Annotated in this window: 24 protein-coding genes and 1 riboswitch; of the genes, 8 read left to right on the top strand and 16 right to left on the bottom strand. The window is 45.2% G+C overall.

Features of this window, described 5'->3' with window-relative positions:
- Positions 1-97: 97 nt before the first annotated feature.
- The 4 genes from BW716_RS07885 to BW716_RS36070 form a co-directional block, all read right to left on the bottom strand.
- The gene (locus BW716_RS07885) at positions 98-1,207 is read right to left on the bottom strand and encodes an esterase-like activity of phytase family protein (RefSeq protein ID WP_143708778.1); all 1,110 of its coding nucleotides are present in this window, start codon (positions 1,205-1,207) and stop codon (positions 98-100) included.
- A gap of 94 nt (positions 1,208-1,301) precedes the next feature.
- Positions 1,302-2,114, bottom strand: a complete 813-nt coding sequence (locus BW716_RS07890; RefSeq protein ID WP_083721981.1) for a ferritin-like domain-containing protein — start codon at positions 2,112-2,114, stop codon at positions 1,302-1,304.
- A gap of 17 nt (positions 2,115-2,131) precedes the next feature.
- Complete coding sequence (locus BW716_RS07895) at positions 2,132-2,836, bottom strand: ferritin-like domain-containing protein (protein ID WP_083721982.1); 705 nt, start codon at positions 2,834-2,836, stop codon at positions 2,132-2,134.
- A 268-nt stretch (positions 2,837-3,104) separates the two neighbouring features.
- Positions 3,105-3,257 (bottom strand): lmo0937 family membrane protein, encoded by a 153-nt coding sequence (locus BW716_RS36070; protein ID WP_143708779.1) that lies wholly within the window; start codon positions 3,255-3,257, stop codon positions 3,105-3,107.
- 316 nt (positions 3,258-3,573) lie between these two features.
- Between BW716_RS36070 and BW716_RS07900 the strand changes: the two genes are divergently transcribed.
- Positions 3,574-4,035: a PA2169 family four-helix-bundle protein gene (locus BW716_RS07900; protein WP_083721983.1), complete on the top strand. Its 462-nt coding sequence runs from the start codon at positions 3,574-3,576 to the stop codon at positions 4,033-4,035.
- Between the two features lie 277 nt (positions 4,036-4,312).
- On the opposite strand, the gene thiH is transcribed toward BW716_RS07900, so the two are convergent.
- The 6 genes from thiH to thiS all read right to left on the bottom strand — a co-directional run bounded on the left by thiH (position 4,313) and on the right by thiS (position 9,419).
- Positions 4,313-5,422, bottom strand: a complete 1,110-nt coding sequence (gene thiH / locus BW716_RS07905) for a 2-iminoacetate synthase ThiH (protein ID WP_083721984.1) — start codon at positions 5,420-5,422, stop codon at positions 4,313-4,315.
- A gap of 2 nt (positions 5,423-5,424) precedes the next feature.
- Complete coding sequence (locus BW716_RS07910) at positions 5,425-6,192, bottom strand: thiazole synthase (RefSeq protein WP_083721985.1); 768 nt, start codon at positions 6,190-6,192, stop codon at positions 5,425-5,427.
- Entirely contained in the window at positions 6,170-6,802 is a 633-nt protein-coding gene (locus BW716_RS07915; protein ID WP_083721986.1) for a thiamine phosphate synthase, read from the bottom strand. Before BW716_RS07915 ends, BW716_RS07910 begins: the two co-directional genes overlap by 23 nt.
- A complete protein-coding gene (locus BW716_RS07920; protein ID WP_083721987.1) occupies positions 6,799-7,416 on the bottom strand; it encodes a thiamine phosphate synthase in 618 nt (205 codons plus the stop codon). Before BW716_RS07920 ends, BW716_RS07915 begins: the two co-directional genes overlap by 4 nt.
- 115 nt (positions 7,417-7,531) lie before the next feature.
- Positions 7,532-9,133, bottom strand: coding sequence for a phosphomethylpyrimidine synthase ThiC (gene thiC, locus BW716_RS07925; protein WP_083721988.1), 1,602 nt, complete (start codon positions 9,131-9,133; stop codon positions 7,532-7,534).
- Between the two features lie 82 nt (positions 9,134-9,215).
- Positions 9,216-9,419 (bottom strand): sulfur carrier protein ThiS, encoded by a 204-nt coding sequence (gene thiS / locus BW716_RS07930; protein ID WP_083721989.1) that lies wholly within the window; start codon positions 9,417-9,419, stop codon positions 9,216-9,218.
- A gap of 86 nt (positions 9,420-9,505) precedes the next feature.
- Positions 9,506-9,613: riboswitch (TPP riboswitch) on the bottom strand.
- A gap of 36 nt (positions 9,614-9,649) precedes the next feature.
- Between thiS and BW716_RS07935 the strand changes: the two genes are divergently transcribed.
- Entirely contained in the window at positions 9,650-10,165 is a 516-nt protein-coding gene (locus BW716_RS07935) for a lipocalin family protein (RefSeq protein WP_083721990.1), read from the top strand.
- A 26-nt stretch (positions 10,166-10,191) separates the two neighbouring features.
- On the opposite strand, the gene BW716_RS07940 is transcribed toward BW716_RS07935, so the two are convergent.
- The 3 genes from BW716_RS07940 to dnaN form a co-directional block, all read right to left on the bottom strand.
- Positions 10,192-10,452, bottom strand: a complete 261-nt coding sequence (locus BW716_RS07940) for a hypothetical protein (protein WP_083721991.1) — start codon at positions 10,450-10,452, stop codon at positions 10,192-10,194.
- A 4-nt stretch (positions 10,453-10,456) separates the two neighbouring features.
- Positions 10,457-11,263 carry a sterol desaturase family protein gene (locus tag BW716_RS07945; RefSeq protein ID WP_083721992.1) on the bottom strand — a complete coding sequence of 269 codons (807 nt, stop codon included), beginning with the start codon at positions 11,261-11,263 and terminating at the stop codon, positions 10,457-10,459.
- A 252-nt stretch (positions 11,264-11,515) separates the two neighbouring features.
- Positions 11,516-12,634 (bottom strand): DNA polymerase III subunit beta, encoded by a 1,119-nt coding sequence (gene dnaN, locus BW716_RS07950; protein WP_083721993.1) that lies wholly within the window; start codon positions 12,632-12,634, stop codon positions 11,516-11,518.
- Positions 12,635-13,024: 390 nt separating this feature from the next.
- Between dnaN and BW716_RS07955 the strand changes: the two genes are divergently transcribed.
- The gene (locus BW716_RS07955; protein WP_083721994.1) at positions 13,025-14,284 is read left to right on the top strand and encodes a pyridoxal phosphate-dependent aminotransferase; all 1,260 of its coding nucleotides are present in this window, start codon (positions 13,025-13,027) and stop codon (positions 14,282-14,284) included.
- Between the two features lie 151 nt (positions 14,285-14,435).
- Here BW716_RS07955 and BW716_RS07960 read toward each other — a convergent pair whose 3' ends face one another.
- Positions 14,436-14,948, bottom strand: coding sequence for a hypothetical protein (locus BW716_RS07960; RefSeq protein ID WP_083721995.1), 513 nt, complete (start codon positions 14,946-14,948; stop codon positions 14,436-14,438).
- Between the two features lie 300 nt (positions 14,949-15,248).
- On the opposite strand from BW716_RS07960, the gene BW716_RS07965 reads away from it, so the two are divergent.
- The 5 genes from BW716_RS07965 to BW716_RS07985 are packed head-to-tail and all read left to right on the top strand — an operon-like array spanning position 15,249 to position 22,214.
- Positions 15,249-15,851, top strand: coding sequence for a TetR/AcrR family transcriptional regulator (locus BW716_RS07965; RefSeq protein WP_083721996.1), 603 nt, complete (start codon positions 15,249-15,251; stop codon positions 15,849-15,851).
- A gap of 10 nt (positions 15,852-15,861) precedes the next feature.
- Positions 15,862-16,494, top strand: a complete 633-nt coding sequence (locus BW716_RS07970) for a TetR/AcrR family transcriptional regulator (protein WP_083721997.1) — start codon at positions 15,862-15,864, stop codon at positions 16,492-16,494.
- Positions 16,495-16,537: 43 nt separating this feature from the next.
- Complete coding sequence (locus tag BW716_RS07975; protein ID WP_083721998.1) at positions 16,538-17,893, top strand: TolC family protein; 1,356 nt, start codon at positions 16,538-16,540, stop codon at positions 17,891-17,893.
- A 37-nt stretch (positions 17,894-17,930) separates the two neighbouring features.
- Positions 17,931-19,004, top strand: coding sequence for an efflux RND transporter periplasmic adaptor subunit (locus tag BW716_RS07980; protein ID WP_083721999.1), 1,074 nt, complete (start codon positions 17,931-17,933; stop codon positions 19,002-19,004).
- Positions 19,005-19,034: 30 nt separating this feature from the next.
- Positions 19,035-22,214 carry an efflux RND transporter permease subunit gene (locus BW716_RS07985; protein ID WP_083722000.1) on the top strand — a complete coding sequence of 1,060 codons (3,180 nt, stop codon included), beginning with the start codon at positions 19,035-19,037 and terminating at the stop codon, positions 22,212-22,214.
- A 169-nt stretch (positions 22,215-22,383) separates the two neighbouring features.
- Here BW716_RS07985 and BW716_RS07990 read toward each other — a convergent pair whose 3' ends face one another.
- Both BW716_RS07990 and BW716_RS07995 read right to left on the bottom strand, forming a co-directional pair.
- A complete protein-coding gene (locus BW716_RS07990) occupies positions 22,384-23,967 on the bottom strand; it encodes a transferase (RefSeq protein WP_083722001.1) in 1,584 nt (527 codons plus the stop codon).
- 265 nt (positions 23,968-24,232) lie between these two features.
- On the bottom strand, positions 24,233-25,648 hold the full coding sequence (locus BW716_RS07995) for a nicotinate phosphoribosyltransferase (RefSeq protein ID WP_083722002.1): 1,416 nt from the start codon (positions 25,646-25,648) through the stop codon (positions 24,233-24,235).
- Positions 25,649-25,659 lie beyond the last annotated feature (11 nt).

A 25,659-nucleotide genomic window follows, 5' to 3' on the forward strand; every position in this document is an offset into this window, starting at 1 on the left:
ACATTCAAGATGTAGAATGATTCTCTAATATAGCTGACAATGATTGGATCTCCAACTATACAACCAGATGATACCACTCATTGATAAAATACTATTGTTATTTGATTTCGAAGATGTAGAATTGAGTTTCTTCTTTGTCTGAGAAATTATTGTCTGCCACACATATAAGGCTTCTGTGGCCATTTGGCAGTAGAGGGCCAAGGGTCATTCCTTCCACATTATCCACATAGGTATTCAGACTTTCAAAATTGAACAAAGGTTTTTTCACTACAGGTGTAAAGTGCGTATCTGTCTGCAAAGATTGAATAGCCGATACATCTGTGGCATGAGAAAGGTCTGCCTTGTAGAGCCGGATGGTACAATTCTTTACCCCGGTAGAAAAAGAGCGCTCCATGATGAGCAACTGGTTTTCTGAAAGCACCAGGATATCAGGAATACCATTGATGGCAAAACCATCGGCAGGTACAGGTGCTGCTGCAATAGGTGCCAGTTTGTAGGCAAACTGAGCAATGGGTTGCCTGGTTTGCAGATTGTATTTGATAATGCGGATCCAGGCAGTGGTGTCTTTTAGCCCTGCACGGGGACCATCTTCATAACGGGGTTCTTCGACACTGACGAACATGTATTTACCATCGGGGGTGAAACCCAATCCTTCGAAAGTACCGTTTTTGCGGGGACCATTGTTGGTAGCCTGCATATGCATTTGTGCAGGGATGGGGAAGGTATCGGGAAAATGCCCGTCGCGGGAGAGTTCGTATATAGCCGGATCTTTTAGTATGGTGTCTTTGGCGTTCACGATGCGCTCTCCTTCACTGCTCCAGATGAGGTGATCAGCGTGTGGGTTGTAGCGCATGGCTTCCGGATCTGGTGCGAGGTTTTTTGTAGCGGGAAAAGGATGGCCGTCGCGCATCGGGAGGGTATTTACAGCGGTGAAGGTCACCTTATCATCGTTTACCGGTACCTGTGCGGTATAGTAACGGGCTGCTTCGTGTTCAGAACGGTCATCGCAGATGAGGTAATATACATTGCGGGCGCTGTCGTAATCGATACCTGAGAGGCCTCCTATTGTCGTACCGTTGAAGGTTGTATTGTAAGGAATAATGTGCTTGTGTAGCAGGTGGAGTTGAGATACATCCAAAGTATTCACAGGTTGACGGGAGGTGCTGCAGGCTGCTAAGAGCAGGCTAAACAAAAGATATTTTCTCATAGCAGCAAAGGTAAAGCCCTTTAAGAAAAAAGCCTTTGCCTTTGGCAAAAGCTTTTTCAAAAAAATTTTTTCGGCCTTCGGCCAGCGAAAAGGATTACTGAACGATAAAGAGATTCGCAATCGCTAATACCTCATCTTTCGTAAGCGGTTCATCAAATGATTCCGTTGCAGCATCCTGTGTTACCAGTGAAGTAATGCCGGTAATAGTGATGTTTGCCTGTACCTCATTTTCTTCACCATTGTATACAGGTTGTGTAGCGGCGATATCGGTATACTTACCCATGATCCATGGTTTTATTTTAGTATTCCCGGTAGATGCACGGCGCATAGAACGGATATGCGCAGCATGCCTTGCTTCGATAGAGTGAATCTGCAATGCTGCTGTGAGCACTGTCGGATTTTCCATCAGTGTAGCTGCCTGTCCTTTGTAGGCTCTTACACCGGTATCTTCAAATGCCTGTGCTACGCCCAGCAGTGTTGCATAGTTAGTAAATACATCGCTGAAAGTACCACCCGCAGTAAAGTCGAAGGTTGGTTTATCAACAGGTGTACCACTTGAACTGGTAATGGCACTTTTCAGAAAAGCAACATGCGCATTTTCATGTGTACCGATAGTCGTAAATGCATTCAGCGATGCGGCGGTGGGGAATAAGGAAGTATGTGTGATTGCCTCGGCATAGAAAGCTGCTTCCAGGTATTCCAGTGTGAGGGCAAAGTTCAGCACTGCCAGTACATCAGATGGCGTACGACCATACGCTTTTTTCAACATGCTGCCGAGTGCAAAAGGTACGGCTGTCAAAGCCATCACACGGCCAAACTGCTTCATCACATTTCTGCGGGAATCCAGCCTGTCATAAATTTCAGGATCTTTTTTCTCTATTTCAGAAAAGATATTTTGCAGGTCCATGAGTGTAGAATTTAAAGTTATTTTGGAAGTGTGTTGGTATTGATCTGGGTTTTGATATATACACTGGCGGCGGCGAATACATCAGTAGGTGTTGTAGCCCCATCCAGACCATTACTATCAGCATTGGAAGAGAAGGTACCATTACTTACCAGATCGCGGATATAAGCCGCATGACGCGCTTCTACAGATACAATTTTTCCGGCCAGTGCCAGGTAAGCAGGCGTAGTAATGTATTTACCGGCGCCATTGTATGCTGCTACACCCAGGTCTTCGAACGTTTGTGCTGCTGCAAGTACTTTATCTCTGCTGGTAAAATCGATGGTGCTGAAATCGACCTGTAAATCCTGGATAGCCCCTGTACTGAGTGCTTTACGGAAGAATTCACGGTGTGCAATTTCGTGATTGCGGATATCGGTCAGCAGTGTCATTTCTGAGTCGCTGATGCCGCTATACGGTGTAAGTATTACCTGTGTATAAAATGCTGCTTCCAGCTGTTCGAGTGCGAATGCATAATTCAATACGGCGACATCCCCACTACCGAGGCTAACACCAGTACCATCATTAGTATCATCATCACTACAACTGCTTAATACAGAGCCTGCAGAGAGTATAGCAGCACTCATACCTGCATATTTGAGAAATGTACGGCGATGTACATTAGGCATGGCAAAGCCATCCTCGTTACCATTACTGGTTACGGAGTGGGTTTTCCGTGTGAACATAATAAAGGAGTTTTAAAAATTAGAGAATGAAACAAACATTACATGACTAGCTACAACTTAACATGGTCGATTTTTGGGTAATTCTTCACAAGTGTAACGATAAGATATACGAGCATGATTTCCATCTGGTTTTATTTTTCTGAAAAACCATTACCGATGCTGTTTTTAGACGAATTGAATATATATAACATGTTACAGCCGACTCAAGAAGGATTACCTTCTTACAGTCGGCTGCAACATGAAATTTCTAATTCTGAGGTAGTCTGTTTTAAACAGCTCTACCGCGTATTATATTTACAAGGATAGCAATAATTGCTAATACCAGCAAAGTGTGAATCAAACTACCTGCGGAGTAAACAAACACGCCCAAAACCCATCCGATGATCAGAATAATCGCGATTAAATAAAGTAAGCCGTTCATATCAAAAAGATTTGGTTATCTTAAGGAATAGAAAATTTATGCCAGTTAAGCAACTCTGCTTTGAGAAGTGCTTCTGATAGCGATGTAAACCGTTTTAGCACCCCGGAATCCCTATACATACTGCGTTTGCGGCCAAAAGGCTTTGTAGAACATATTCCCCGGAGGGAGGTAAAATGTACGCTACTGATAAGTGCTTTCCGTCGGCAGTAAGTATATTCATTGCGGGCCAGGTAATAAACCATGGTATCTGAAAAGGCTGGTCACATTTTTGAAATTAAAGAACACAACAATCTTCATTCATTTTAAAACTACCATCATGCAATTGAACGAGAAATTGATAGAAGCCCTGAATGATCTGATCCGGATCAATAATGACAGAGTAGAGGGATATCATAAAGCCATAGATCAGACGGATGATGCCGATCTGAAAGCACTGTTCCAGAGAATGAAAGAAGAAAGTATTACATATATAGATCAACTGAATAATATATTGCAGGATGGTGGCTCAGAACCTACGCACAATACTACTATTTATGGTAAGCTGTACAGAACCTGGATGGATGTGAAAGCTACTTTTTCAGGGCATGACAGGCATTCAATCCTGTCTGCATGTGAGTATGGGGAAGATGCCACGCAGCGGACTTATGAGGATGTGTTGGGGTCTAGTATCTCCATGCCATACAGCATCCGGGATTTGGTGGCGAATCAGCGCAGAGCGCTGAAGAGTGCACATGATACTGTAAGAACGTATCGGGATCTGGAAAAAGTTGTGCACTGAACATGTTGTTCATTATAAGCCTGGCTGTTCTTTTTGTTCAAAATGACGCATAATGCTATTGTTCATTATGGGCAACTTACATTTGAATTCAAAGATTAAGCGGCTACTTATATTTATAAGTAACAAATTTCAGTAATGGATTTAGGTAAAAATAACAGTCCCGTCAGCTGGCGGGACTGTTGTATTAAAGAGCCTCTGGCGCGAAACTACTTCCGCCTTTGGCAGAAGCAGTTTCGCGCCAGAGGGCAACACCTGCGATGGCCTTAGAATTGCGTTTCTAAAAAGCTTTATCCCAATCTTTCCAAACTGCCTCATAGCCATTTGCCTGCAGCATAGCAGCAATTTCAAAAGGGCTTCGTTCATCCGAAATCTCAAATTGTTCCAATGAATCTGCATCTATCGTATACCCTCCCGGGTTTGTACGCGACCCCGCACTCATCGTAGTAATACCCAATTGAATTACATGATCTCTGAATCGCGGAGACTCGCGTGTGGAAAGACTTAACTCTACCTCTGGTGATAATAAGCGATAAGCGCAGATCAACTGTACCAGTTCCCTGTCATTCATGACCGCCTTTGGCATCAGGCCGCCGGCACAAGGGCGTAGACGTGGAAATGAAAGACTGTACCGGGTTTGCCAATAAGTTTTTTCTAAATATTGCAAATGCAAAGCAGTGAAGAAACTATCTGTACGCCAATCTTCCAAACCAATTAATACCCCCAATCCTATTTTGTGAATACCCGCTTTGCCCAGGCGATCAGGTGTATCAAGCCGATAGTTGAAATTAGATTTCCGTCCTTTGGGATGATGCAATTTATAATCCGCTTCATGGTAAGTTTCCTGGTAGACCAATACACTATGCAAGCCCAGTGGAATCAGCGCTTCATAATCTGACTGATCCATAGGTTGTACTTCCATAGAGATATTGGCAAAGTGAGGCCTGATCAGCTCAAGCATTTCCCTGAAATAGGCAAGCCCTACTGTTTGCTGCGCTTCGCCTGTTACCAGTAATACATGGTCGTATCCCATATCTTTAATTGCCTTTACTTCTGACAGCACCTCTCTCCTGTTCAGCGTTTTGCGGGCAATCTTATTGTCAAGGCTAAACCCGCAATATGTACAGATGTTCTGACACTCATTGCTCAGATAAAGCGGAATATACAATTGCATCGTATTGCCAAACCGCTGCCTGGTGAGCTGCTGACTTAAAGCCGCCATATCTGCGAGATAAGGGGTAGCCGCTGGTGATATCAATGCTTTGAAATCTTCAATAGTACGTCGGCTGCTATGCAAAGCCTGTTCTACATCTACAGCTGTTTTTGCATAGATGCCTGCTTTGACCTGCTCCCAATCATATTGGGAAAAGAGTGATTTAAAATCTGCCATACTTATACTTCATCTAAGAATCCAATAAGAGGGCTGGAAGCTACCGCCTGTTTATACAGGGGGGCCAATCCAGCTTCATATGCCTGTCTGCCCGCCACGACTGCCGTTGCAAATGCCTGCGCCATTGCTACCGGGTTTTTTGCCACTGCAATGGCAGTATTGACCAGTACGGCATCAGCACCCATTTCCATTGCCTTCGCAGCATCGGACGGACTGCCAATACCTGCATCAACTACAACAGGTATATTGCTCTGCTCAATGATGATTTCAAGGAAATCTGCCGTGCGTAAGCCTTTGTTACTACCAATAGGAGCACCTAAAGGCATGACTGCCGCGACCCCTACCTGCTCTAACCGCTTACATAATACTGGATCTGCATGCACATAGGGCAAAACCACAAACCCCAGTTTTACCAGTTCTTCTGCGGCTTTTAATGTCTCAATAGGATCCGGCATCAGGTATCGTGGATCAGGATGTATTTCTAATTTGACCCAGTTTGTTTCCAGTGCTTCGCGGGCCAGTTGTGCAGCATATACTGCTTCATGGGCCGTACGCACACCAGAGGTGTTAGGCATTAACTTAAAAGCCTGCAAATGGCGAAGCATATCATCACCTGCATCATGGATATCCACTCTCTTAAGCGCCACTGTCACCAATTGTGTAGCAGCTGCTAACAGTGCCTGTTCCATTAATTGTAGAGAAGCAAACTTTCCCGTGCCTGTAAACAACCGGGAAGTAAATGTATGATCAGCTATTTTCAATGCCTGCATGTGTGATGGTTTGATAAAGTGTAGATAATAACTGTCGCTTATCGGGCGCGTGTGTAATAAGGCCGCTCACAGCAATACCCTGAATACCTGTACTGAACAGGTCAGGAACATCTTCCAGCTCAATACCGCCAATGGCGATAACTGGTATGCGAACCGACAATTGAGACAGGATACTGCGAATACCTTCCAGTCCTAAAATCGGACTCAGGTTTTGCTTTGTCTTCGTAAAACGATAAGGTCCCACGCCTACATAATCGGCGCCATCTGCTATATGCCGCATGATGTCTTCAAGGGTATTGGCTGTGCCACCCACTATCTTATGTGGGCCAACTATCCGACGTGCGGCGGCGACCGTCATATCTTCTTTCCCCACGTGTGTGCCGTGTGCACCCACTAATGCTGCAATGTCAGGATGATCATTGATAATAAGTGTTGCATTATGTGCATCACACACTTCTTTCGCCAGCGCGGCTGTTGCTGTAATAGTAGGAACGTTCGCATGCTTCATGCGCAATTGTATCCATTTACAGCCTGCTTCGCAAGCCATGCGGATATTGTCAAGATGTGAATAGTTGTCAGTCTGCTGTGAAATGTACTGAATAGAAATCATGATGAGCTGAATGGATTACCTGACCATGCATCCCGGATACTGATAAAGTTCCGTACTGCATGTGCCGGATGTTGCCAGATGGCGCCATGCAGGGCAATGCCATCAAATAGCATATGGCGGGCTTTGTCAGCAGTATGCTGATTAATGCCCCCCAACGCTAGTACATTGCCTGCATAACCATCTTTGTCCAACCGGAAGTTGGTGTCAAACGCGGCTTTATATCCAGTTTTGGAAATACTATCAAACACCGGGCTTAGGAGCACCTGGTTCCAGATATTACTCACTACCGGTAGGGTCATCACACTATGGATACTGGTGCTGAGTATGCAACCCAACTGCTGGAATCTAAGCAGTTTTTCCTGCGAGACAGATCCCCTGATGGCCTCCCCAAAATGTATCCCTAACAGACCATAGCGCTCACATAAATCAGGATGATCAGCTATGATGAGGTGAGGGTAGCAGGATGGATTAGCTTCGAGCAACAACATCTCGTAATCAGCCTCCTGCCAGCCTGGTTTACGTACCAGTATACTATCAGCGCCTGCCTGCAACAATTGTAACCAGCGTGTAGGTTCGTGATTGATCTTGCCAGTATGTGTGATGATCTGTATCAAAGTATTGGAGTTTGATTAAAAATGATCCCAAAACTGTACCGCGATTGTATAACAGTCAGATTATGAATAAATAGTGTTCCGGTGAGGAGCGGGAGTGGCTTGTGGCCAGCTCCTTCTATGAATAAATAGTGCTGCCTTGTTCGCGGAATTCTGTTGATTTCTCTGCCATGCCGGCTTCCCTTATTTCCTGCGATATTTTCATAGAGCAGAAGTGTGGTCCGCACATAGAACAGAAGTGAGCCACCTTGGCCCCTTCTGCAGGCAGGGTTTCGTCATGATAAGAACGGGCTGTGTCAGGGTCAAGCGCAAGATTAAACTGATCTTCCCAGCGGAATTCAAAGCGGGCTTTGCTGAGTGCATTGTCCCTGTGTTGTGCTCCCGGATGACCTTTGGCAAGATCGGCAGCATGTGCGGCGATCTTATAGGTAATTACACCTTGTCGTACATCTTCTTTGTTGGGTAGGCCCAGGTGTTCCTTAGGCGTGACGTAACAGAGCATAGCCGTACCAAACCAACCGATCATGGCCGCGCCGATGGCAGAAGTGATATGATCATAACCGGGAGCGATATCAGTGGTCAATGGGCCAAGTGTATAGAAAGGTGCTTCGTGACAATGTTCCAGCTGCTTATCCATGTTCTCTTTGATCAGGTGCATGGGTACATGGCCGGGGCCTTCGATCATGACCTGTACATCGTGTTTCCAGGCGATTTTAGTGAGTTCGCCCAGGGTTTCCAGTTCAGCGAACTGCGCGGCATCGTTGGCATCTGCAATACTACCGGGACGTAAGCCATCACCTAATGAGAAAGAGACGTCATAGATTTTCATGATTTCGCAGATCTCTTCGAAGTGGGTGTAGAGAAAGTTTTCCTGGTGGTGTGCCAGGCACCATTTGGCCATGATAGAGCCCCCGCGGGAAACGATGCCCGTCATACGATTGGCGGTGAGTGGGATGTAGCGGAGTAGTACGCCGGCATGGATGGTGAAATAGTCTACGCCCTGTTCTGCCTGTTCGATAATGGTATCACGATATATCTCCCAGGTAAGGTCTTCAGCTTTACCATTTACTTTTTCCAATGCCTGGTAAATGGGTACAGTGCCGATAGGTACAGGTGAGTTGCGCAGGATCCATTCACGTGTTTCATGAATGTTTTTGCCGGTGCTGAGATCCATGATGGTATCGGCGCCCCAGCGGCAGGCCCACACTGCTTTTTCCACTTCTTCTTCAATGCTGGAAGTTACGGCGGAGTTGCCGATATTGGCATTGATCTTCACCAAAAAATTACGGCCAATAATCATTGGTTCGCACTCTGTATGATTGATATTGGCAGGGATAATAGCTCTGCCTGCGGCAACTTCCTGTCTGATGAATTCAGGTGTGATATGTTGTTGTGCGGCACCTTGATTTTCGCGGATAGCGATGTATTCCATTTCGGGCGTGATGATCCCTTTGCGGGCATAATGCAGCTGTGTGGCGTTTTTTTGCGGCGCCCATGCGGCGCGCAGTTTTGGCAGACCTTTGCGTACATCAATCTCAATAGCCGGATCGGTGTAAGGGCCACTGGTATCGTATACAATGAGTGGTTCATTAGGAGTGGTTTCTCCTTTACTACCATACAGTCGGGTAGGTGTTAGCGTTATCTCTCTCATAGCAACGCCGTTAATGTAGATTTTCCTGGATGCGGGTAGTGGATTGCGTGAAATGTTTTCGATTTTCATACAACAAATAAGATGGGTGAAGAAATGAGAAGTCCTGCTGCGAGGGGATGCCCTGCAGTGCACAAATAATTAAATGAAAAAATTAACCTCCCTGTGTAGCGCGGATGATGGTAATACTATCTGCGGTTTGCAAGATGTGTTGCGGCCATGCGGGTTTAGGGATCACCTCCCTGTTGATAGCCACGGCCAGTCCTTTGTCGGATGGTAGTTGAATAAACTGTAAGAGTGCAGCGATGGTTATTCCCTGCTGCACCGCATAAAGTTTATTGTTTACAGTCACTTCCATGAATACATGAATTAAGGTGAAACAATAAACTTTAAGGATGGTAGAAGATGTGAGGATTCAGGTTACTTATATCTACAGCAAAAGAAGCTGTATCAAGTACTTTTCCCTACGGCAGTATGAGCTGCGTCAGGTACTGAGGGTCTCATCTCAGCTTTCCGGGTATGGTGGCCTGGAAAACACCCCTAAAGTGAAGCATAAAGGTAGGGGAAAAAGTCCATATCTTTGAGCGTATGAAAAATAGCTTGCTGTTGGTGAGTTTTATCACCATCTTTTCATTTGCCTGTCATCACTCGCGTAAGCCTGAGAAAGAGGAGGCTGTTGTAGATACCCCGGTATATGCGCCTGCAATGGATACAGTGCCTTCGGTTGTAGAAGACTCAACTGTGACCGTATCCGCTGATACCATCGTAATCGACACGGTAAAGCTGATTGGGAAGTGGTTGCAGCCTGTAACGGGAAAGGACAATGAGTGGCAGGGTATGGAATTGAAGAAAAACAGGAAAGCGATTGCGATCAATATGTACTCGCTGGTGTATGAAAAATGGGAGTTACAACATGATACATTGTTACTGTGGAATCATGCAGAAGGAGTGAAATCATCGGATAGTACAAGAACCATAGATACTGTAATTATCAGAGACCTTACGGATACTTCACTGGTATTGTTTCCTGTGAATGCCGCAGAGGGATACCTGGAAAAATACAGGAAAGAAACTGGAGGGGAAAAAGTGAAGTCACGTAAGTAAGTTCACGCCTCTCCCTCCGGAGTGAATCAGCTATACATTTGCCATAAGGTAACAGCGAGGGCAACAACGGCCATGAATATACCGGCGGTAGCGACCTGCATATCATCAATATTCTTACGGGCTTTTATATCTGAGAGTCCACCCATGATGATGGCTGCAATAGCAAAGACAAGACCTGTTTCAGGGTTTCTTGCCACGAATGCATACACAGCGGAAGACACGCCTGCGAACAGGGAAATGTAGCAGGCAACTTTAGTGGACGTGGACGAAGTGGTGTGCTGTTGCATATATTTATTGATTTAAAGGTTTGTCAAATGGTGCTTTGAGTAGTGCCCCTATCTGCTGATACCTTTCGTCCTGGTATTCATCCAGGCCATACTTCAGAGAAGTGGTATCATTTACCTTCTTAAACGTGCCAAAGAGGCGGTCCCAAATTGAAAAAATATTAGCGTAATTAGTGTCCGTTTCCGGTTGGAAATGGCTGTGGTGTACCTTATGCATGTCTGGCGATACGATGATCCAGCTCAGGGCATTATCCAGCCATTTAGGGAGGTGGATATTAGCATGGTTGAACTGGGACATGAATGCAGAGATGGTTTGGTACAGGAATACCATCCAGATGGGGATACCCATGGTGATGACAGCGACGAAGAGAGCGATGACGCGGAAGATGCTTTCTATGGGGTGGTGCCGGAGGGCGGTGGTGGCATCTACAGCGGTGTCGATGTGGTGGATCTTATGAAAGTGCCACATCCAGGCTACTTTGTGCTGGATCAGGTGAACTAGGTAGGCCCCGATCAGGTCCATCATAAGGATGGCGAGCATGGCATGGAGCCAGTTAGGTAGCGGTACAAGGTAAAGAAGGCCAAAATGGTTATTGGCCGTAAATGTGCATGCTTTTACGATGAGGAAGGCGAGGGCGAAGTTTACGACGGCAGTGGTAAGGGTGAAAAAGAGGTTTGTGCCGGCGTGGCGGTAGCGGTTCGATTTGAAATACAATCTGGGGAAGGCGCCTTCGAAGACCCAAAGGAGAACCAGGCCACCAACGAGTATTGCGGTGCGATAGTAAGAAGGAATGTTATTGAAGAACGATTCCATATACGGGAATTTATTTATGGGACAATGGATGTATTAAATTACGGAAAATTTGGGGAATAAAAAGGCTGAAAGTGGCTGTGGGACAATAAATTAGGCAGGCTTATGTGGGTGATTGGGTTATGTATTAAAAGAAAATTATTCATCAAGCAAAAAAGTCACTTCTGCCGAAGGCGGAAGTGACTTTTTTGCGAGTGTCTTTTTGGGTGCGGCGTGCATGCCGCACCCAAAAAGACGAAGAAATGTAATGAAGAATTAGTTATTCAGCATCAGCGGCATTACCAGCATCAGCAGATCCTCATTCTCTTCTTTTTCAGAAGGTTTCAGGATACCTGCTTTGGTTGGTGTAGACAGTTCGATTGTAATTTCATCACCTTCTGCAGCATTCAGCATTTCGATTAGGAATTTTGCATTGAATGCAATCTGCATATCATCGCCGGTGTAGGAGCAGTTCATACGCTCATTACCTTCGAAAGAGAAATCCACGTCCTGTGCAGAGAGTTGCAGTTCGCTACCAGTAATGCTCAGGGCTACCTGGTTGGTGCTCTTGTTTGCAAATACGCTTACACGTTTCAGGGCGTTCTGGAAATCGCTCTTTACCAGGGTAAGGCGATAAGGATTATCCTTTGGAATTACCACCTTGTAATCAGGGAAACGGGCATCGATCAGACGGCAGATCATTTGTGCACCATCGTGTGTTACAAAGAAGTGATTCTGGCTATAAGCAATCTTGATTTCGCTATCATTGTCAGGCAGGGCTGATTTCAGCAGGTTCAACGGCTTCTTAGGCACGATGAAAGTCTCTGTTTTAGGGCATACCAGACCAGTTCTAACATATTTCACCAGGCGGTGCGCATCGGTCGCTACAAAAGTGAGGCTGGTTGGCGTGAGTTCGAAGAACACGCCTGTCATTGCCGGGCGCAGGTCGTCGTTACTTACGGCAAACAGGGTCTTGTTGATCGCTGTTACCAGTGCGGTAGAGGTTACTGTAAAGGAAGTGGTATCATCTGCTGCCGGTTCTTTCGGGAAGTTTTCCGGATTTTCACCCATCACCTTGTACTTACCGTTGTCGGATGTGATTTCAACCGCGTAGGAGTTCAGGTCGATGTTGAAAGTCAGTGGCTGATCAGGCAGATTTTTCAGGGAGTCCATCAGGATTTTGGCCGGAATACAGATGCGGCCGGCTTCCTTGGCTTCTACCTCCAGCTTCACTTTCATAACAGTCTCCAGGTCTGTAGCCACTACTGTTAGTTCGTTCCTGTCAATGATGAAAAGGAAATCCTCCAATATAGGCAATACCGTGTTGGAGTTGATAACCCCGCTGATCTGCTGTAATTGTTTTAACAAAGTAGAGGAAGAAACGATAAACTTCATGTTGATATGTTGTTATTATACTTACTAAGGAATTCCCGCTGTAAAGGCGGTGAGGTTATACAACCTGAGCAAACAAAGATAGAAAGAATTGTCAATCTACGAACAGCGTTAGAATCAGGCATTCTATAGCTTTTTTCCACATGAAACCTGCATGGGTATGTGGAAAAGACCTATGTCAATGTGTACTCTCCTATAAACTAAGCTACATTATAACAAAATGTTATGTTAGATAATATGCCATAAAAAGGCGTATTTATTGAATTAATTTAAAAATAAACGTTCAAATTTGGAATGTTGTAAAAAAATCCGCCATTTGTTTTAAATGAGTTGCATATCCGTTAGCTTTGCGGGCGCAAAAAATCTATTAAACACTAAAAAATCTTTTGGGTTATGAAACTGTCTCATTTAGCCGAAACGTTGATCGGGTCTGAAATTATTAAGCTGGCCGGTGAGATAAAGGAGAAGCAGGCCAAGGGTGAGAAAATCTACAATTTTACGATTGGGGATTTTGACCCCAAAGTATTCCCTATTCCGGCTGAGTTTGAGCAAGAGATCATTGCTGCCTACAAGGAAGGATTAACCAACTACCCACCAGCAGATGGTATCCTGGAACTGAGAAAGGCGGTAAGTGAGTTCATTGCCGAACATGAGCAGCTGACCTACGATCCGACCAAAGAGATCGTGATTTCATGTGGAGGTCGTCCTATCATTTATGCCACTTTCAGAACAATCCTGGACCGGGGTGAGAAGGTAGTTTATGCTACTCCATCCTGGAACAACAACCATTATACCCACTTCCTGGAGGCTGAACACGTAGTGCTGGAAACTAAACCAGAAAACGACTTCATGCCGACTGCAGCTGAGCTGAAACCGCTGCTGAAAGGTGCTACCCTGCTGGCGCTCTGCTCTCCGCAGAACCCAACCGGTACCGCTTTTGGCAAGCAACAGCTGGAAGAGATCTGCGACCTGGTAATTGCTGAAAACAAGAGCCGTGGCGCTGACGAGAAACCATTGTATGTACTGTTCGATCAGATGTACTGGGTGCTCACTTTCGGTCAGACTCACCACCACACCCCTGTTGGTCTGCGTCCTGAACTGAGAGATTACACTATCTTCATCGATGGTATGAGTAAGGCTTTTGCTGCTACCGGTGTTAGAGTTGGTTGGGCACTGGGTCCTGCACATGTAATAGGCAAGATGAAAGCCATCCTGTCTCACGTAGGTGCATGGAGCCCTATGGCAGAACAACATGCTGCTGCCCGCTACCTGCGTCGTAAAGGAGAAGTAAACACTTACCTGAAAAGCTTCAAAGCTGAAGTTGAAGAAAGACTCGAAAAGATCTATGAAGGTTTCGATGCACTGAAAAAAGCAGGTCACTCTGTAGAAGCAATTGCTCCTCAGGCTGCTATCTACCTGACCCTGAAAATCGATCTGAAAGGCAAGAAAACTGCTGATGGTACCGTACTGGAAGACCAGGCAGCTGTAACTTCTTACCTGCTGAACGAGGCGAAACTGGGTCTTGTTCCTTTCTATGCATTCGGTGCAAGCAAGCAATCACCATGGTATCGCCTGAGCGTAGGTACCTGCGTAAAAGAAGAAATCCCAGCTATGCTGGCTACTCTGAAAGCGGCGCTCGAAAAACTGAGCTAAGCTGTCAGAAGATATTTGTATGGCAAGCATTACAATATAGAAGGCCGTCCTGCACTCAGTGGGACGGCCTTTCTTTTTATAAAAAAATAGCTTCCGCCACTGGCGGAAGCTATTTTTTTTGAGGGGGGATAAAAGACCTTCCTTCGAATAATTAGTGACGGTCAGGACCCTGACGATCGTCTCTGTTGTCTCTGTTGTTTCTATTGTTACCTTTCTTACCGTTGTTCTGATGATCCTTCTGCCACTGTGAGTGCTGAGGATGACCCTTGCTTTCGTAATATTTTTCTTCCTTGCTGTCACGGATAGGACTCTGATCATGTTTACCCTTGTATCCACCATATTCCTGACGGTATTTGGTAGCATTCTGATAAGGTCTTTTTTCACCATTGATCACTACCTTGTGCGCATTGTACAAGTCAACGTTACGGTACTTAGCAGGCAGTTGTTTCGCTCTTACCCAGCTATTGCCATTAGGATATACATATACCTTGTTTGTTACGTCATAATAACAATCAATATCTGGCAGATAATAATAATCTACGTGGTCATAACCGGTAGGACCCCATGCTGGCTGTGCGCCAATATTGACAGAAACATTTACCTGGGCTTGAGTGGCTACAGTGAATCCGATCACTGCTACAAAAAGGAAAATAAACTTTTTCATATAGATTGTATTTGCTGATATAAAGGCAAAAGGAATGCCTATAGCGCATAAATTTCATTTTTTGAGATGTATAGTCGAAATGTGTCTGCTAAACCTGAAATTCTACTGGTAAACAGTCGTCCCCGACCAATTATATATAATGATACTTATAACTCATTGAAATACATTTAAATTGATCCTATTCTAACTTTTTGACTTTTTAGTTCAAAAAGTTAATAAATTGTTAAATGACGTCTTTTCTTCTCTATTTGATTAAACTTTTCTACTTTTGACTTCGAAACTAAAAAAGTCAAAAAGTTAATGATCGCAGAAACCAAGGACGAAATGCGGGATAAGATCGTGGATGCAGCGTTAAAGAGATTCTCTAATTACACTGCTTCCAAGACTACCATGAATGAGATTGCGGACGATCTGCATTGTTCAAAGGCTTCCTTATATTATTATTTTTCCGATAAAAAGAGTCTGCACTTTGCCGTGCTCGAAAGGATCGGAGAGTTCTTTATATCAGAGCAGGAAGCAGAAGCAGATAAAGATCTGCCTGCGGCCAGCATACTTACGAACCTCCTCGAAATAAAACGACAGTTTGTACTCAGGTACTGCCGCCTGGAAATGTTCAAGATCCTGAATGATAATAGTGCAGAGACCATCCGTGCCATGACGATCATGAAGGAAAGAGAACTGGCCATGATGACCCGGGTGATGGAAAAAGGTGTGGCAGCAGGTGACTTTAAGATCAAAAATACCAGCGAAATGGCCACCTTATATAGTCAGGCTATAGAAGGATTGCGCTTTTCGGCATTGGATTGCTTCAATCCTAAATTGGAAATAGAACCAGAAGAAGTAGAAAAGGTAATAGATAAACAGCGGTTACTCACCGAGATTTTTGTTAAAGGCATAAAGTAACGAGGTTAACATGGGCGTAAAAGAAAGGATACTGGAAACAGCGCTGAGGATGTTCCGGTTGTACGGCATCAAGAGCGTAACGATGTTTGACATTTCAAAAGAAAGCGGCGTATCCAAAAAGACGGTATACGAGCATTTTGAAGACAAGGAAGACCTGGTGCTGGTAGGCATGAAATTCGTACTTGACAGTCACATCGAGCATTTCAAGGACTTTCGCCAAAACTCCGCCAATGCCATTGAAGAGCTGATCAAAGAGCTGGAATATATGGAGATGATGGGCAAAACAATCAACCCCGTCATGCTGTACGAAATACAGAAATATCATCCGGCTATCTGGAAGCGAATCGAAGAATTTAAGAAGGATTGTGTACTGCATGGTATTAATGAGAATTTACAGCGTGGCATTGAAGAAGGGGTGTACAGAAGCGATCTGAATATGAACATCATCAGCCGTATGAGGCAACTACAGCTCGAAACCGTATTCGATCCTGAACAATACCCGGTCATGCAGTTCGACATGCATGAAGTAATGGAACAACTAACGAAACATTTTATTCTGGGAGTAGCTACCCTTGAAGGAAGAAAACTGGCAGCACAGTACTTACATATACACGAAGAATCTACCACCGGCATCACTCATTAAAACCGAATCCGCCAACTAAAAAGTAATTCAAAGAAACATACGGATGAAAAAGATCATGTTTACACTTGTCCTCCTGGCGGGGATCAGGGCTTCCTATGCACAATCCGCATTGACTTTACAGGACTGCCTGAAATATGCCCTCGCCAACAATCAGGCCCTGGCCCGCACCAGGCTTGAAGAAGATATGGGGAGGTTCAAGACCAGTGAAGTAAGAGGTCAGGCACTGCCGCAAGTCAATGCCAACGGAAGTTATACTAACAATATCAAGAAACAGATATTAGCTATTCCCGGTGAATTTGTCGGGGAACCAGGCAAAACCGTACTGCTTACCGCAGGTGTGACGCACAACCTCACAGCTTCCGGCTCTGTAACACAGGAAGTATACAACCAGTCTGTATTTACTGGTCTCAAAGCCGCAAAAGCAGGTGAAGAATACTACCGTATGCAAACCGCGCAGAGTGAAGAGACTGTGATCTACAACGTAACCAGTCTTTACTATGCAGCACTGGTAAGCCGTGAAAAAACCAATGTACTGGATGCAAATATTGACAAACTGCAAAAACTGGTAAACACTACTGCTACACAGGTTGAAAATGGCCTCGCCCGCAAAATAGACCTGGACAGAATGCGTGTAAACCTTACTAACTATAAAACACAGCGCATCAATGCGCAAAACCAATTCCTGATCCAGGCCAATCAGCTGAAAATGCAGATGGGTATGTCCATGAGTACAGCGCTGGAACTGCCGGCAACCTCTTTCAAAGAGATCGAAAGCAAAACAGCGGATGCCGCCGATTTCGGAGGCGTGGCAATGGACAACAGGATTGAATATAAACTGCTGAGCAAGCAGGAAGAACTGCAAACCTATCAGAAGAAAGCGTACATAGCACAGTTCTACCCTACCCTGCAGCTGGGTGGTAACTACTCTTACAATGGTATCAGCGATAAGTTCGATTTTCTTAAATCCAAATCAGGTGGCTCTACTTCCAGCTGGTACGATATGGCTTCTGTAAGCCTGACACTGAAGGTGCCTATCTTCGACGGTTTTGCACGTCGCTCAAGAGTAAGCCAGGCAAATGTGACACTGAAAGAACTGAGCAAGCAGAAAGAAGAAACAGCACTGGCACTGAACACACAGTTTGAAAATGCCAAACTGCAGGCCCAGAACAACCTGAGCACCATCCATGCACAAAAGGAAAACGTAGAACTGGCCAATGAGGTGTATACCTCCACCCAGAATAACTACAACCTGGGACTGGCCAGCCTGACTGACCTGCTGGATTCAGAAACTTCGCTCACAGAAGCACAGAATAATTACAACGAAGCATTGTTGCAATATAAACTGGCTGAACTGGACATTATCAAATCCAATGGGAATCTTAAATCCCTGTTGAACTAACACAATTACCTTCTTTAAAACTGTATACTGGACCTTTATGAAAAAAATTATTATCTGGAGCTTAGTGACCATCGCCGCTGTGGTATTGATCATGTGGAAACTAGGTGCCAATAAAAAAGCCAACGAAGCCAAAACTGAATTTGTAAAAAAGAGCAACGCCGGTGAGATACCAGTTCTGACTGAAAAGGTGAGTAAAGAAGATTTTTCACAGGGTTTCCTCGCAAACGGAAACTTTGAACCAGTACGTGAACTGGACTACCTGGCGGAGACTTCCGGCCGTATTACCAAACTGCTGGTAGACGAAGGTAGCGTGGTAAAACAAGGTCAGGTGATCGCCTATGTAGATGGTGAGATCCTGGGTACTGATCTGCAATCAGCCAAAGTAAATCTTGAACAACTGCGTGTGGATAAAGAAAGATATGAAGCTGCCTTTAAAACAGGTGGTGTGACAAAGAAACAAGTGGACGATGCCACCCTTCAGTATGAACTGGCACAAACCCGCTACACCGCTGCTACCCGTCGTGTGAGCGATACCTATATCAAAGCGCCGATATCCGGTATTATCAATAAGAAATATGTAGAACAGGGTGCGTACCTCTCTCCTGGCAACAAACTGTTCGACATCGTGGATGTAAGCCGTTTGAAACTCGCTGTATCCGTACCGGAAATACAGGTAGTAACCCTGAAAGAAGGCGATAAAGTAAATGTAACGACCAACGTATTTCCTGAAGTAAGCTATGAAGGTAAAATCACTTTCATCGCTGCCAAAGGTGATAATACCCTGAACTACCCTGTAGAAATGGAAGTAACTAACATCAGCGGCAAGCAACTGCGTGCCGGTATGTTTGGTACCGCTCATTTCGATATCAAAAATGCTGCGCCTATGATCCTGGTTCCACGCACCTCTTTTGTAGGTGGTGTAAACAGCAACCAGGTTTATGTATTTGATAACAATACTGCTAAACTGCGTAAAGTAGTAGCAGGCCGCATTTTCGGTGACAGAGTAGAAATAAGGGAAGGACTGAATGAAGGAGAAACGGTGATCACTGCCGGTCAGATCAACCTGACAGATGGAGCTAAGGTAACTGTGCAACAACAGGCGAAAGGATAATCAGGACATTCCGGGTAAAAAAAGAAAATAATGAAGATTACAGAAATATCCATCAAGCGGCCTACTATCGTAGTCGTGGTATTCACCATCCTTACTTTGCTGGGGGTGATGAGTTATCAGTCACTCAACTACGAGTTGTTGCCTAAGTTTAGTCAACCGGTGGTAACTATTGCTACCGTATATCCCGGTGCTTCGCCTAAAGAGGTGGAAAGCACTATCACCAAGAAGATTGAGGATGCGGTGGCTTCTATGGAGAAGATCAAAAAGATCATTTCCAAATCCAACGAAAGCTTATCTACTGTAAGTGTACAGTTGAGTAATGATGCGAATGTAGATATTGCCCTGCAGGATGCACAGCGTAAAGTAAACGCCGTACTGTCTGATCTGCCTACTGATGCCAAAACACCATCACTTACTAAGTTCTCCCTGGATGACTTACCTATCATGACGTTGTCTGCTACTGCTGATATGGATAGCAAGCAGTTTTATGACCTGGTAGATAAAAAGATCCAGCCATTGCTGTCCCGTTTGGGTGGTGTGGCCCAGGTTTCAGTGATCGGTGGTCAGGAAAGAGAGATACAGATCAATGTAGACCCTCATAAGCTGGAAGCTTATAAAATGTCTATCAATACAGTACGTTCTGTAGTAACGAATGCGAACCTCGACTTCCCTACCGGTAAGGTAAAGACACTCGATCAGCAGATCCTGATCCGTCTGGCTGGTAAATATAAAGATGTAGATCAGTTGCGTAACCTGGTACTCAGCACAAGCGATGATGGTACACAGATCAGACTGAAAGATATTGCTGATGTGCAGGATGCACAGAAAGATGTAGACCGCATAGCCCGTGTAGATGGTACAAGCGCGATTGCATTGATGGTGCAGAAACAATCGGATGCGAATGCTGTAACAGTGAGTGAGGAAATGAAGAAAGCGATTGCAGAGATTGAGCATGATTATGCATCTTTTCACCTGAAGATATTTATTGCGAATGACTCTTCCGACTTTACGCTGGAATCTGCTGACTCAGTGATTCATGACCTGATTATTGCGATCCTGCTGGTGGCTGCGGTGATGCTGTTGTTCCTGCACAGTATTCGTAGTGCGATCTTCGTAATGATCTCTATACCTGCATCATTGGTAGCGACCTTCATTGGAATGAAGCTGATGGGGTTCTCTCTGAACCTGATGTCACTGCTGGGTTTATCGCTGGTGGTAGGTATCCTGGTGGATGATGCGATCGTGGTGTTGGAGAATATTTACCGTCACATGGAGATGGGTAAAAACAGGGTAAGAGCGGCTTTTGACGGGGTGAAAGAAATCGGTTTTACCGTTACTTCCATTACCCTGGTAATCGTGGTAGTATTCCTGCCGATCTCTCTGACGAATGAAATGGTATCGCAGATTGTGCGTCAGTTCTGTGTGGTGGTGATGATCTCTACCATGTTGAGCTTATTGTCTTCTTTCATGATCGTGCCGCTGTTATCTTCCCGCTTTGGTAAGCTGGAACACATCACAGGTAAGAACTGGTTTGAGAAATTCATTCTGTGGTTTGAGCGTCAGCTGACATCCTTTACAGAGTGGATGACTGGTATATTGAAATGGGCGCTGAACCATAAGCGCTGGACGATTCTGGCAGCGATTGTATTGCTGGTAGCTTCTTTCAGCCTGGTAGTGAATGGTTATATCGGAGGTGAATTTATCCCGAAAGGTGACCGCGGACAGTTTATCGTAGTGTTGGAGATGCCAAAAGATGCATCTGTAGAACAGAGTAATCAGGCTACCCGCAAGGCGGAAGCTTTACTCTCCAAACAGAAAGAAGTAACCCGTTTGATTACGACAGTAGGTCAGACGAGTGAGGATGGTTTTGGTACTTCGCAGTCTACCGCTTATAAATCAGAGATCACGGTGATGATGGTAGATGCTAAAGAGCGCGCGGTAAGTGCAGATATCTATGCGGCGCAAATGAAAGTTGAGTTACGTAAGATACTGCCAGGTGTAAAAGTAAAAACCATGGATGTGAGTATCCTGGGTACTGCGGAATCCGCACCGATTGAACTGGTGGTAATGGGTTCCGAACTGGATAGTGCCATGGTGTTTGCAAAAGAGGCGATGGCAGTGTTGAAGAAAATAGATGGTACCAGTGATGTAAAGCTCTCTGTAGAAGAAGGTAACCCGGAAATCAACGTAGCGGTGGATCGTGATAAGATGTCTGCGCTGGGATTGACACTGGAAAATGTGGGGGGGACTATGCAGACCGCTTTTAGTGGTACTGCTGATGATAGTAAGATTAAGTTCAGACAAGGGGATTATGAGTATGATATCAATATCCGCTTTGATGATTTTGATAGAAAGAATCTGACGGATGTATCAAATATTCAGTTTGTAAATAACAAAGGCCAGCTGGTCAAATTATCACAGTTCGCTACCGTTTCTGAAGGTTCTGGTCCAAGTCAGCTGGAAAGAAGGGATAAGAATACATCTGTATCTGTAAAATCTCAGGTGATTGGTGTGCCATCAGGTACGGTGCAGGCAGAATTTGCCAAAAAGATTGAGCCACTGCGCAAACCGGTGGGTGTAAGTTACCTGTGGGCGGGTGATGCAGAGAATCAGGGAGATTCATTTGGTACGATGGGTGCAGCATTGCTGATCTCTATTGTGATGGTATACCTGATCATGGTGGCGCTGTATGACAACTATATTTATCCTTTCGTGGTGTTGTTCTCTATTCCGCTGGCGATTATTGGTGCCTTGCTGGCACTGGCGCTGACGAATAATACGCTGAACATTTTTACCATCCTGGGTATGATTATGTTGATTGGCCTGGTGGCGAAGAACGCGATTATCCTTGTGGACTTTACGAACCAGATGAAAGAGCAGGGTCAGTCTACGAATGAGGCGCTGATTCATGCGAACAATGCGCGTCTGCGTCCGATCCTGATGACGACGATTGCGATGGTGATTGGTATGTTGCCGATTGCGTTGGCAACGGGTGGTGTATCTGCGACGAAGAATGGTTTGGCGTGGGTGATCATTGGTGGGCTGATCAGTTCTATGTTCCTGACATTGATTGTGGTACCTGTGGTGTACAAGATTGTGGATGGTTTTATGGACAGGTTTGGATGGAATAAGCCTTCTGCAAAGCGACTGATCAGACAAAGACTGGTGGCACCTTATGCAGCAGAGATTGAGGAGGCTTCATTGAATTAGAAAAAAGATATTTAAGATACGTTACAAACACAGTGTAACAGTTGTAGGTTTAAGAAGTGGCCGGAGTAATCTTACTCCGGCCTTTTTGTTTGAACGCCAAAAATGCTTTTACCTTCGGCGAAAGCGATTTTTTCGCGGAGGCTTGCTGATGGCCTGCGGCCGGCTTAAATTACTTTCTTGCTAAGAGGAGCATATGTGATACAGGGAACGGTATCTCCTGTAACTGATCTTCTTCCTGCCTGAAGAGTTTTGTTTTCCCTTCCAGCCTGTTTTCTACAATCCATTCATTCCTGTATGGCTTAGACAATCTATCTACCCGGAAGCCGGCAGTTTCCAGCTCTTTTTGCCAGTCAGCAAAACTCCAGAAACAGAAGGTTTCGTGCATTTCACTCAGCCAGTTATCAGTATAATCTTTTGTAAAGAGGAATTCACAGGCATCCTGCATACGCAGGCGGCAATAGGTTTGCCCACCGATGGTGACCCATTCATAAGCCAGTTTATAATCTTCCTGGTGGCGGAAATCCTGGGCAAAGCGAATGAACTTAGCACGGGTAGAGAGTTTCTCCAATGCAGCAGCCAGTTCCTGATTGTCGGTGATACCTTGTGCAGGAAGTTTGTTTTCACCATCTGTATGATCCAGCCAGAGTAACACGACCTCGTCTTTGTTCTCAGGTCCTACCACATCCCTGTTGATCCATACACCACCGGGAGCCAGCTCCTGGTAACGGTTGGCGATGAAATCACGCAGGTCCTGCTCACTGCCATAAGAGGCAATTTCGTGGGTGAGCGAAGAGGTATGAATGGTGTTCATACTACTCGCATCAAAGACAAGACTGGTCACCGCATTCTTCTGGGAGAAGAAGACGGATGGATTTGCGAAATCGCCATTGTGTTTACGCTGGTAGCATATTTCAAAGAGATGACGGGACACTTCGATACCATAGAAATCACATTCATGGAGGCGATCATCCTCGCAGCCCATTTTGATCCATGAGCCGGCTGCACAGCCAATATCACCGATGTTGCCGGGTTGTATATAGGGCGCTGTCTCCTGGTATTTCAGGGCGGCGATATCGTCCATTTGTTTTACATAGGCATTGTAATCGCGGGTAGCGGTGAGGTCGCCATCTGCCCCAATGATGGGGTCTTTGAGAATGTGCTGTACCTTCTCCCCTATCTTGTACTGCTTCCAGATCTTGAACGAAGCGGGATGGATGAGATCCAATACTGTTCTATCCTTTTGCCAGTCCGGAGATTGGGCAATGAGGCGAACAATGTCCCACGGCAATGGATGTTCCAGGTTGCCGGTGGTGATATCCAGTTCCGCAGGCAATACTTTGTAACCAAGGGAAGTGTACATATCCTTTACCGGTGTACTGCAAATGACCACGGTATTTTCAGGCGTGAGCTGGTGCAAACCTTCGCTGCTATGACGGATACTCTTGAGTGTATAGCCTGCGAAGTCATTGATCTCGCCCACATCGTCTATTCCATATACAAACACAGGGATATCCAGATAACTGGAAAACTCCTGGATGATCATGGAGCGGAGATAGAAAGGAACCGGGTTACGCTTTGTACCCAGGTGATTGGCGGAAGTAACGGCAAATATAACCGCTGTGATAGCGGAAGCTGGCATAGCCTGGCCCTGAACATCCTGCTCTCCTTCCAGTTGGTTCTGCAATAATCTGTGCAGGTACTTGAACTGAAAGTCTGACAATAGGTGATGTCTACCCGGAATTAGTAAAAACATGGTGGGAAATTACAAAACAGTGAGTATTTACACAAGACACCCTCCCTCTTACACAGGCAAGAGAGAGGGTGTTAAGAAGGTCAACAGCCGGCTTTTTTTGCAGTAACGCCTCCATGCTGGAGTATAACTATTTGTAAAGCCGGCTTAGGTGCGATGTTGTACCAGCTCTGTATAGAAGCGTTTCTTTTTGCTAAGGACGAGGCCTGCGGCGGGCATTTCAGGAATTGCCGCAGGCCGTATGAAGAGACAAACAATAGATGAAAGGTCAGATCTGTGCTCTGGTCTTGATATCGTTAAATGTATATGAAGTTTTTATTTCTCCATTTTCAAACACGGTAACCAATTCATCTTTAAGGCCGGCAGATTCACTTTCGGGGATGGTGACAAAGGCGCCATCTTTTTTCACTAATACCTGTTTGCCGGATTTGGATTTCTTGAAAGAGACACGGGTGTTACCGTTTGCATCCAGTTCCAATGGGTTTTTCTGTACATTGATGCCTTTCCCATTTACCACTGCGTAAGCGCATTTTAAAGCGTATTCCTGCGTATCTCTGTTCACTCTCTGTAATAGTGCTCCACCCATACCCAATACCAGGTTTTCGGCGCTGATACCGGCATTTTTCAATGCTTCGTAGATGGTGGGGATAGAAGAATAGCTAATACCATCACCCTGGATAACGCGTACCTGCGGAGGCAATACTTTGTAACCTTTTTCATTGATCGTGTAGCCGAATTTTTCCGTGAGTACTTCGAATACTTTCAACAGGGTTGCAACAGCATCGCCGCTATCAGGGCGGATCACCAATGTACCTTCTCTTTGCAGGATCTGTTCTTTCAAGTCAGTACCCCAGTATTCTTCACAAGCTCTGATAATGTTGTAAGAATCAGATACGCAGGCAATGGTGCCGGTTGGGAAACTATCCAGTACATGTTTGAAGATCTCCTTCTCTCCCGGTTCACCTAACAAGGTCATGATAGAGTGTTCTGTAGCAGGAATAGAGAGGCCGGGAGCGGTGGGTGCATTGTAATATCTTTTGGCAAATGTAGAACCGATGATGGTATCGCTACCTGCAAAGTTGATCAGGTGTGCACTACCACCCCATCCTGCGCTTTCTACAGAGCTGGCGCCACGAAAGCCGAAGTCATTCAGCACGAAGTCGATGCCTGCGAAAGATGCGGGGCTGGCGGTTTCATCGTAATATTTCTTTACGACTTTTTTAATTTCACGGCTCATGGTAGCTACGGTACTTGGGTACCACACCTGCATAAGCAGTGTTTCGAGGAAGTTGGTGAGCCAGAAGCAATTTGGATCGGTGTTTTCGATAGTCATCAGTACATTGTGTGTAGCGGTGACGGTACCTTCCGGAACGGCTTTGATTCTTATTGGCAGGCGACCGCCATGTTGCTCGATGATATATTCAAATTTGGTGCGATCGAATATATCGTTGCGACCAAATACTTCATTCAATTCAATTTCTGCTTCGTCAATTTTTTCTTTGGTGATCACTACGCCTTGCAGGTATTCCATGAGCAGATATTGGAGACCGTAGAATACAGTTTCGTTGAACTTGCCGCCCCGGCTTTCAAGGTAGGAGTAGATATATTCAGTACCGGGTATGTACAGTTTGTGGTGAGAGTATTTATAGGCGTCGGCTAAGAGTATGAGGTTTTCCTTTGTCATGATTCTTTGAT

The organism is [Flexibacter] sp. ATCC 35208, assembly GCF_001975825.1.
In the GTDB taxonomy this organism is placed as follows: Bacteria; Bacteroidota; Bacteroidia; order Chitinophagales; family Chitinophagaceae; genus Chitinophaga.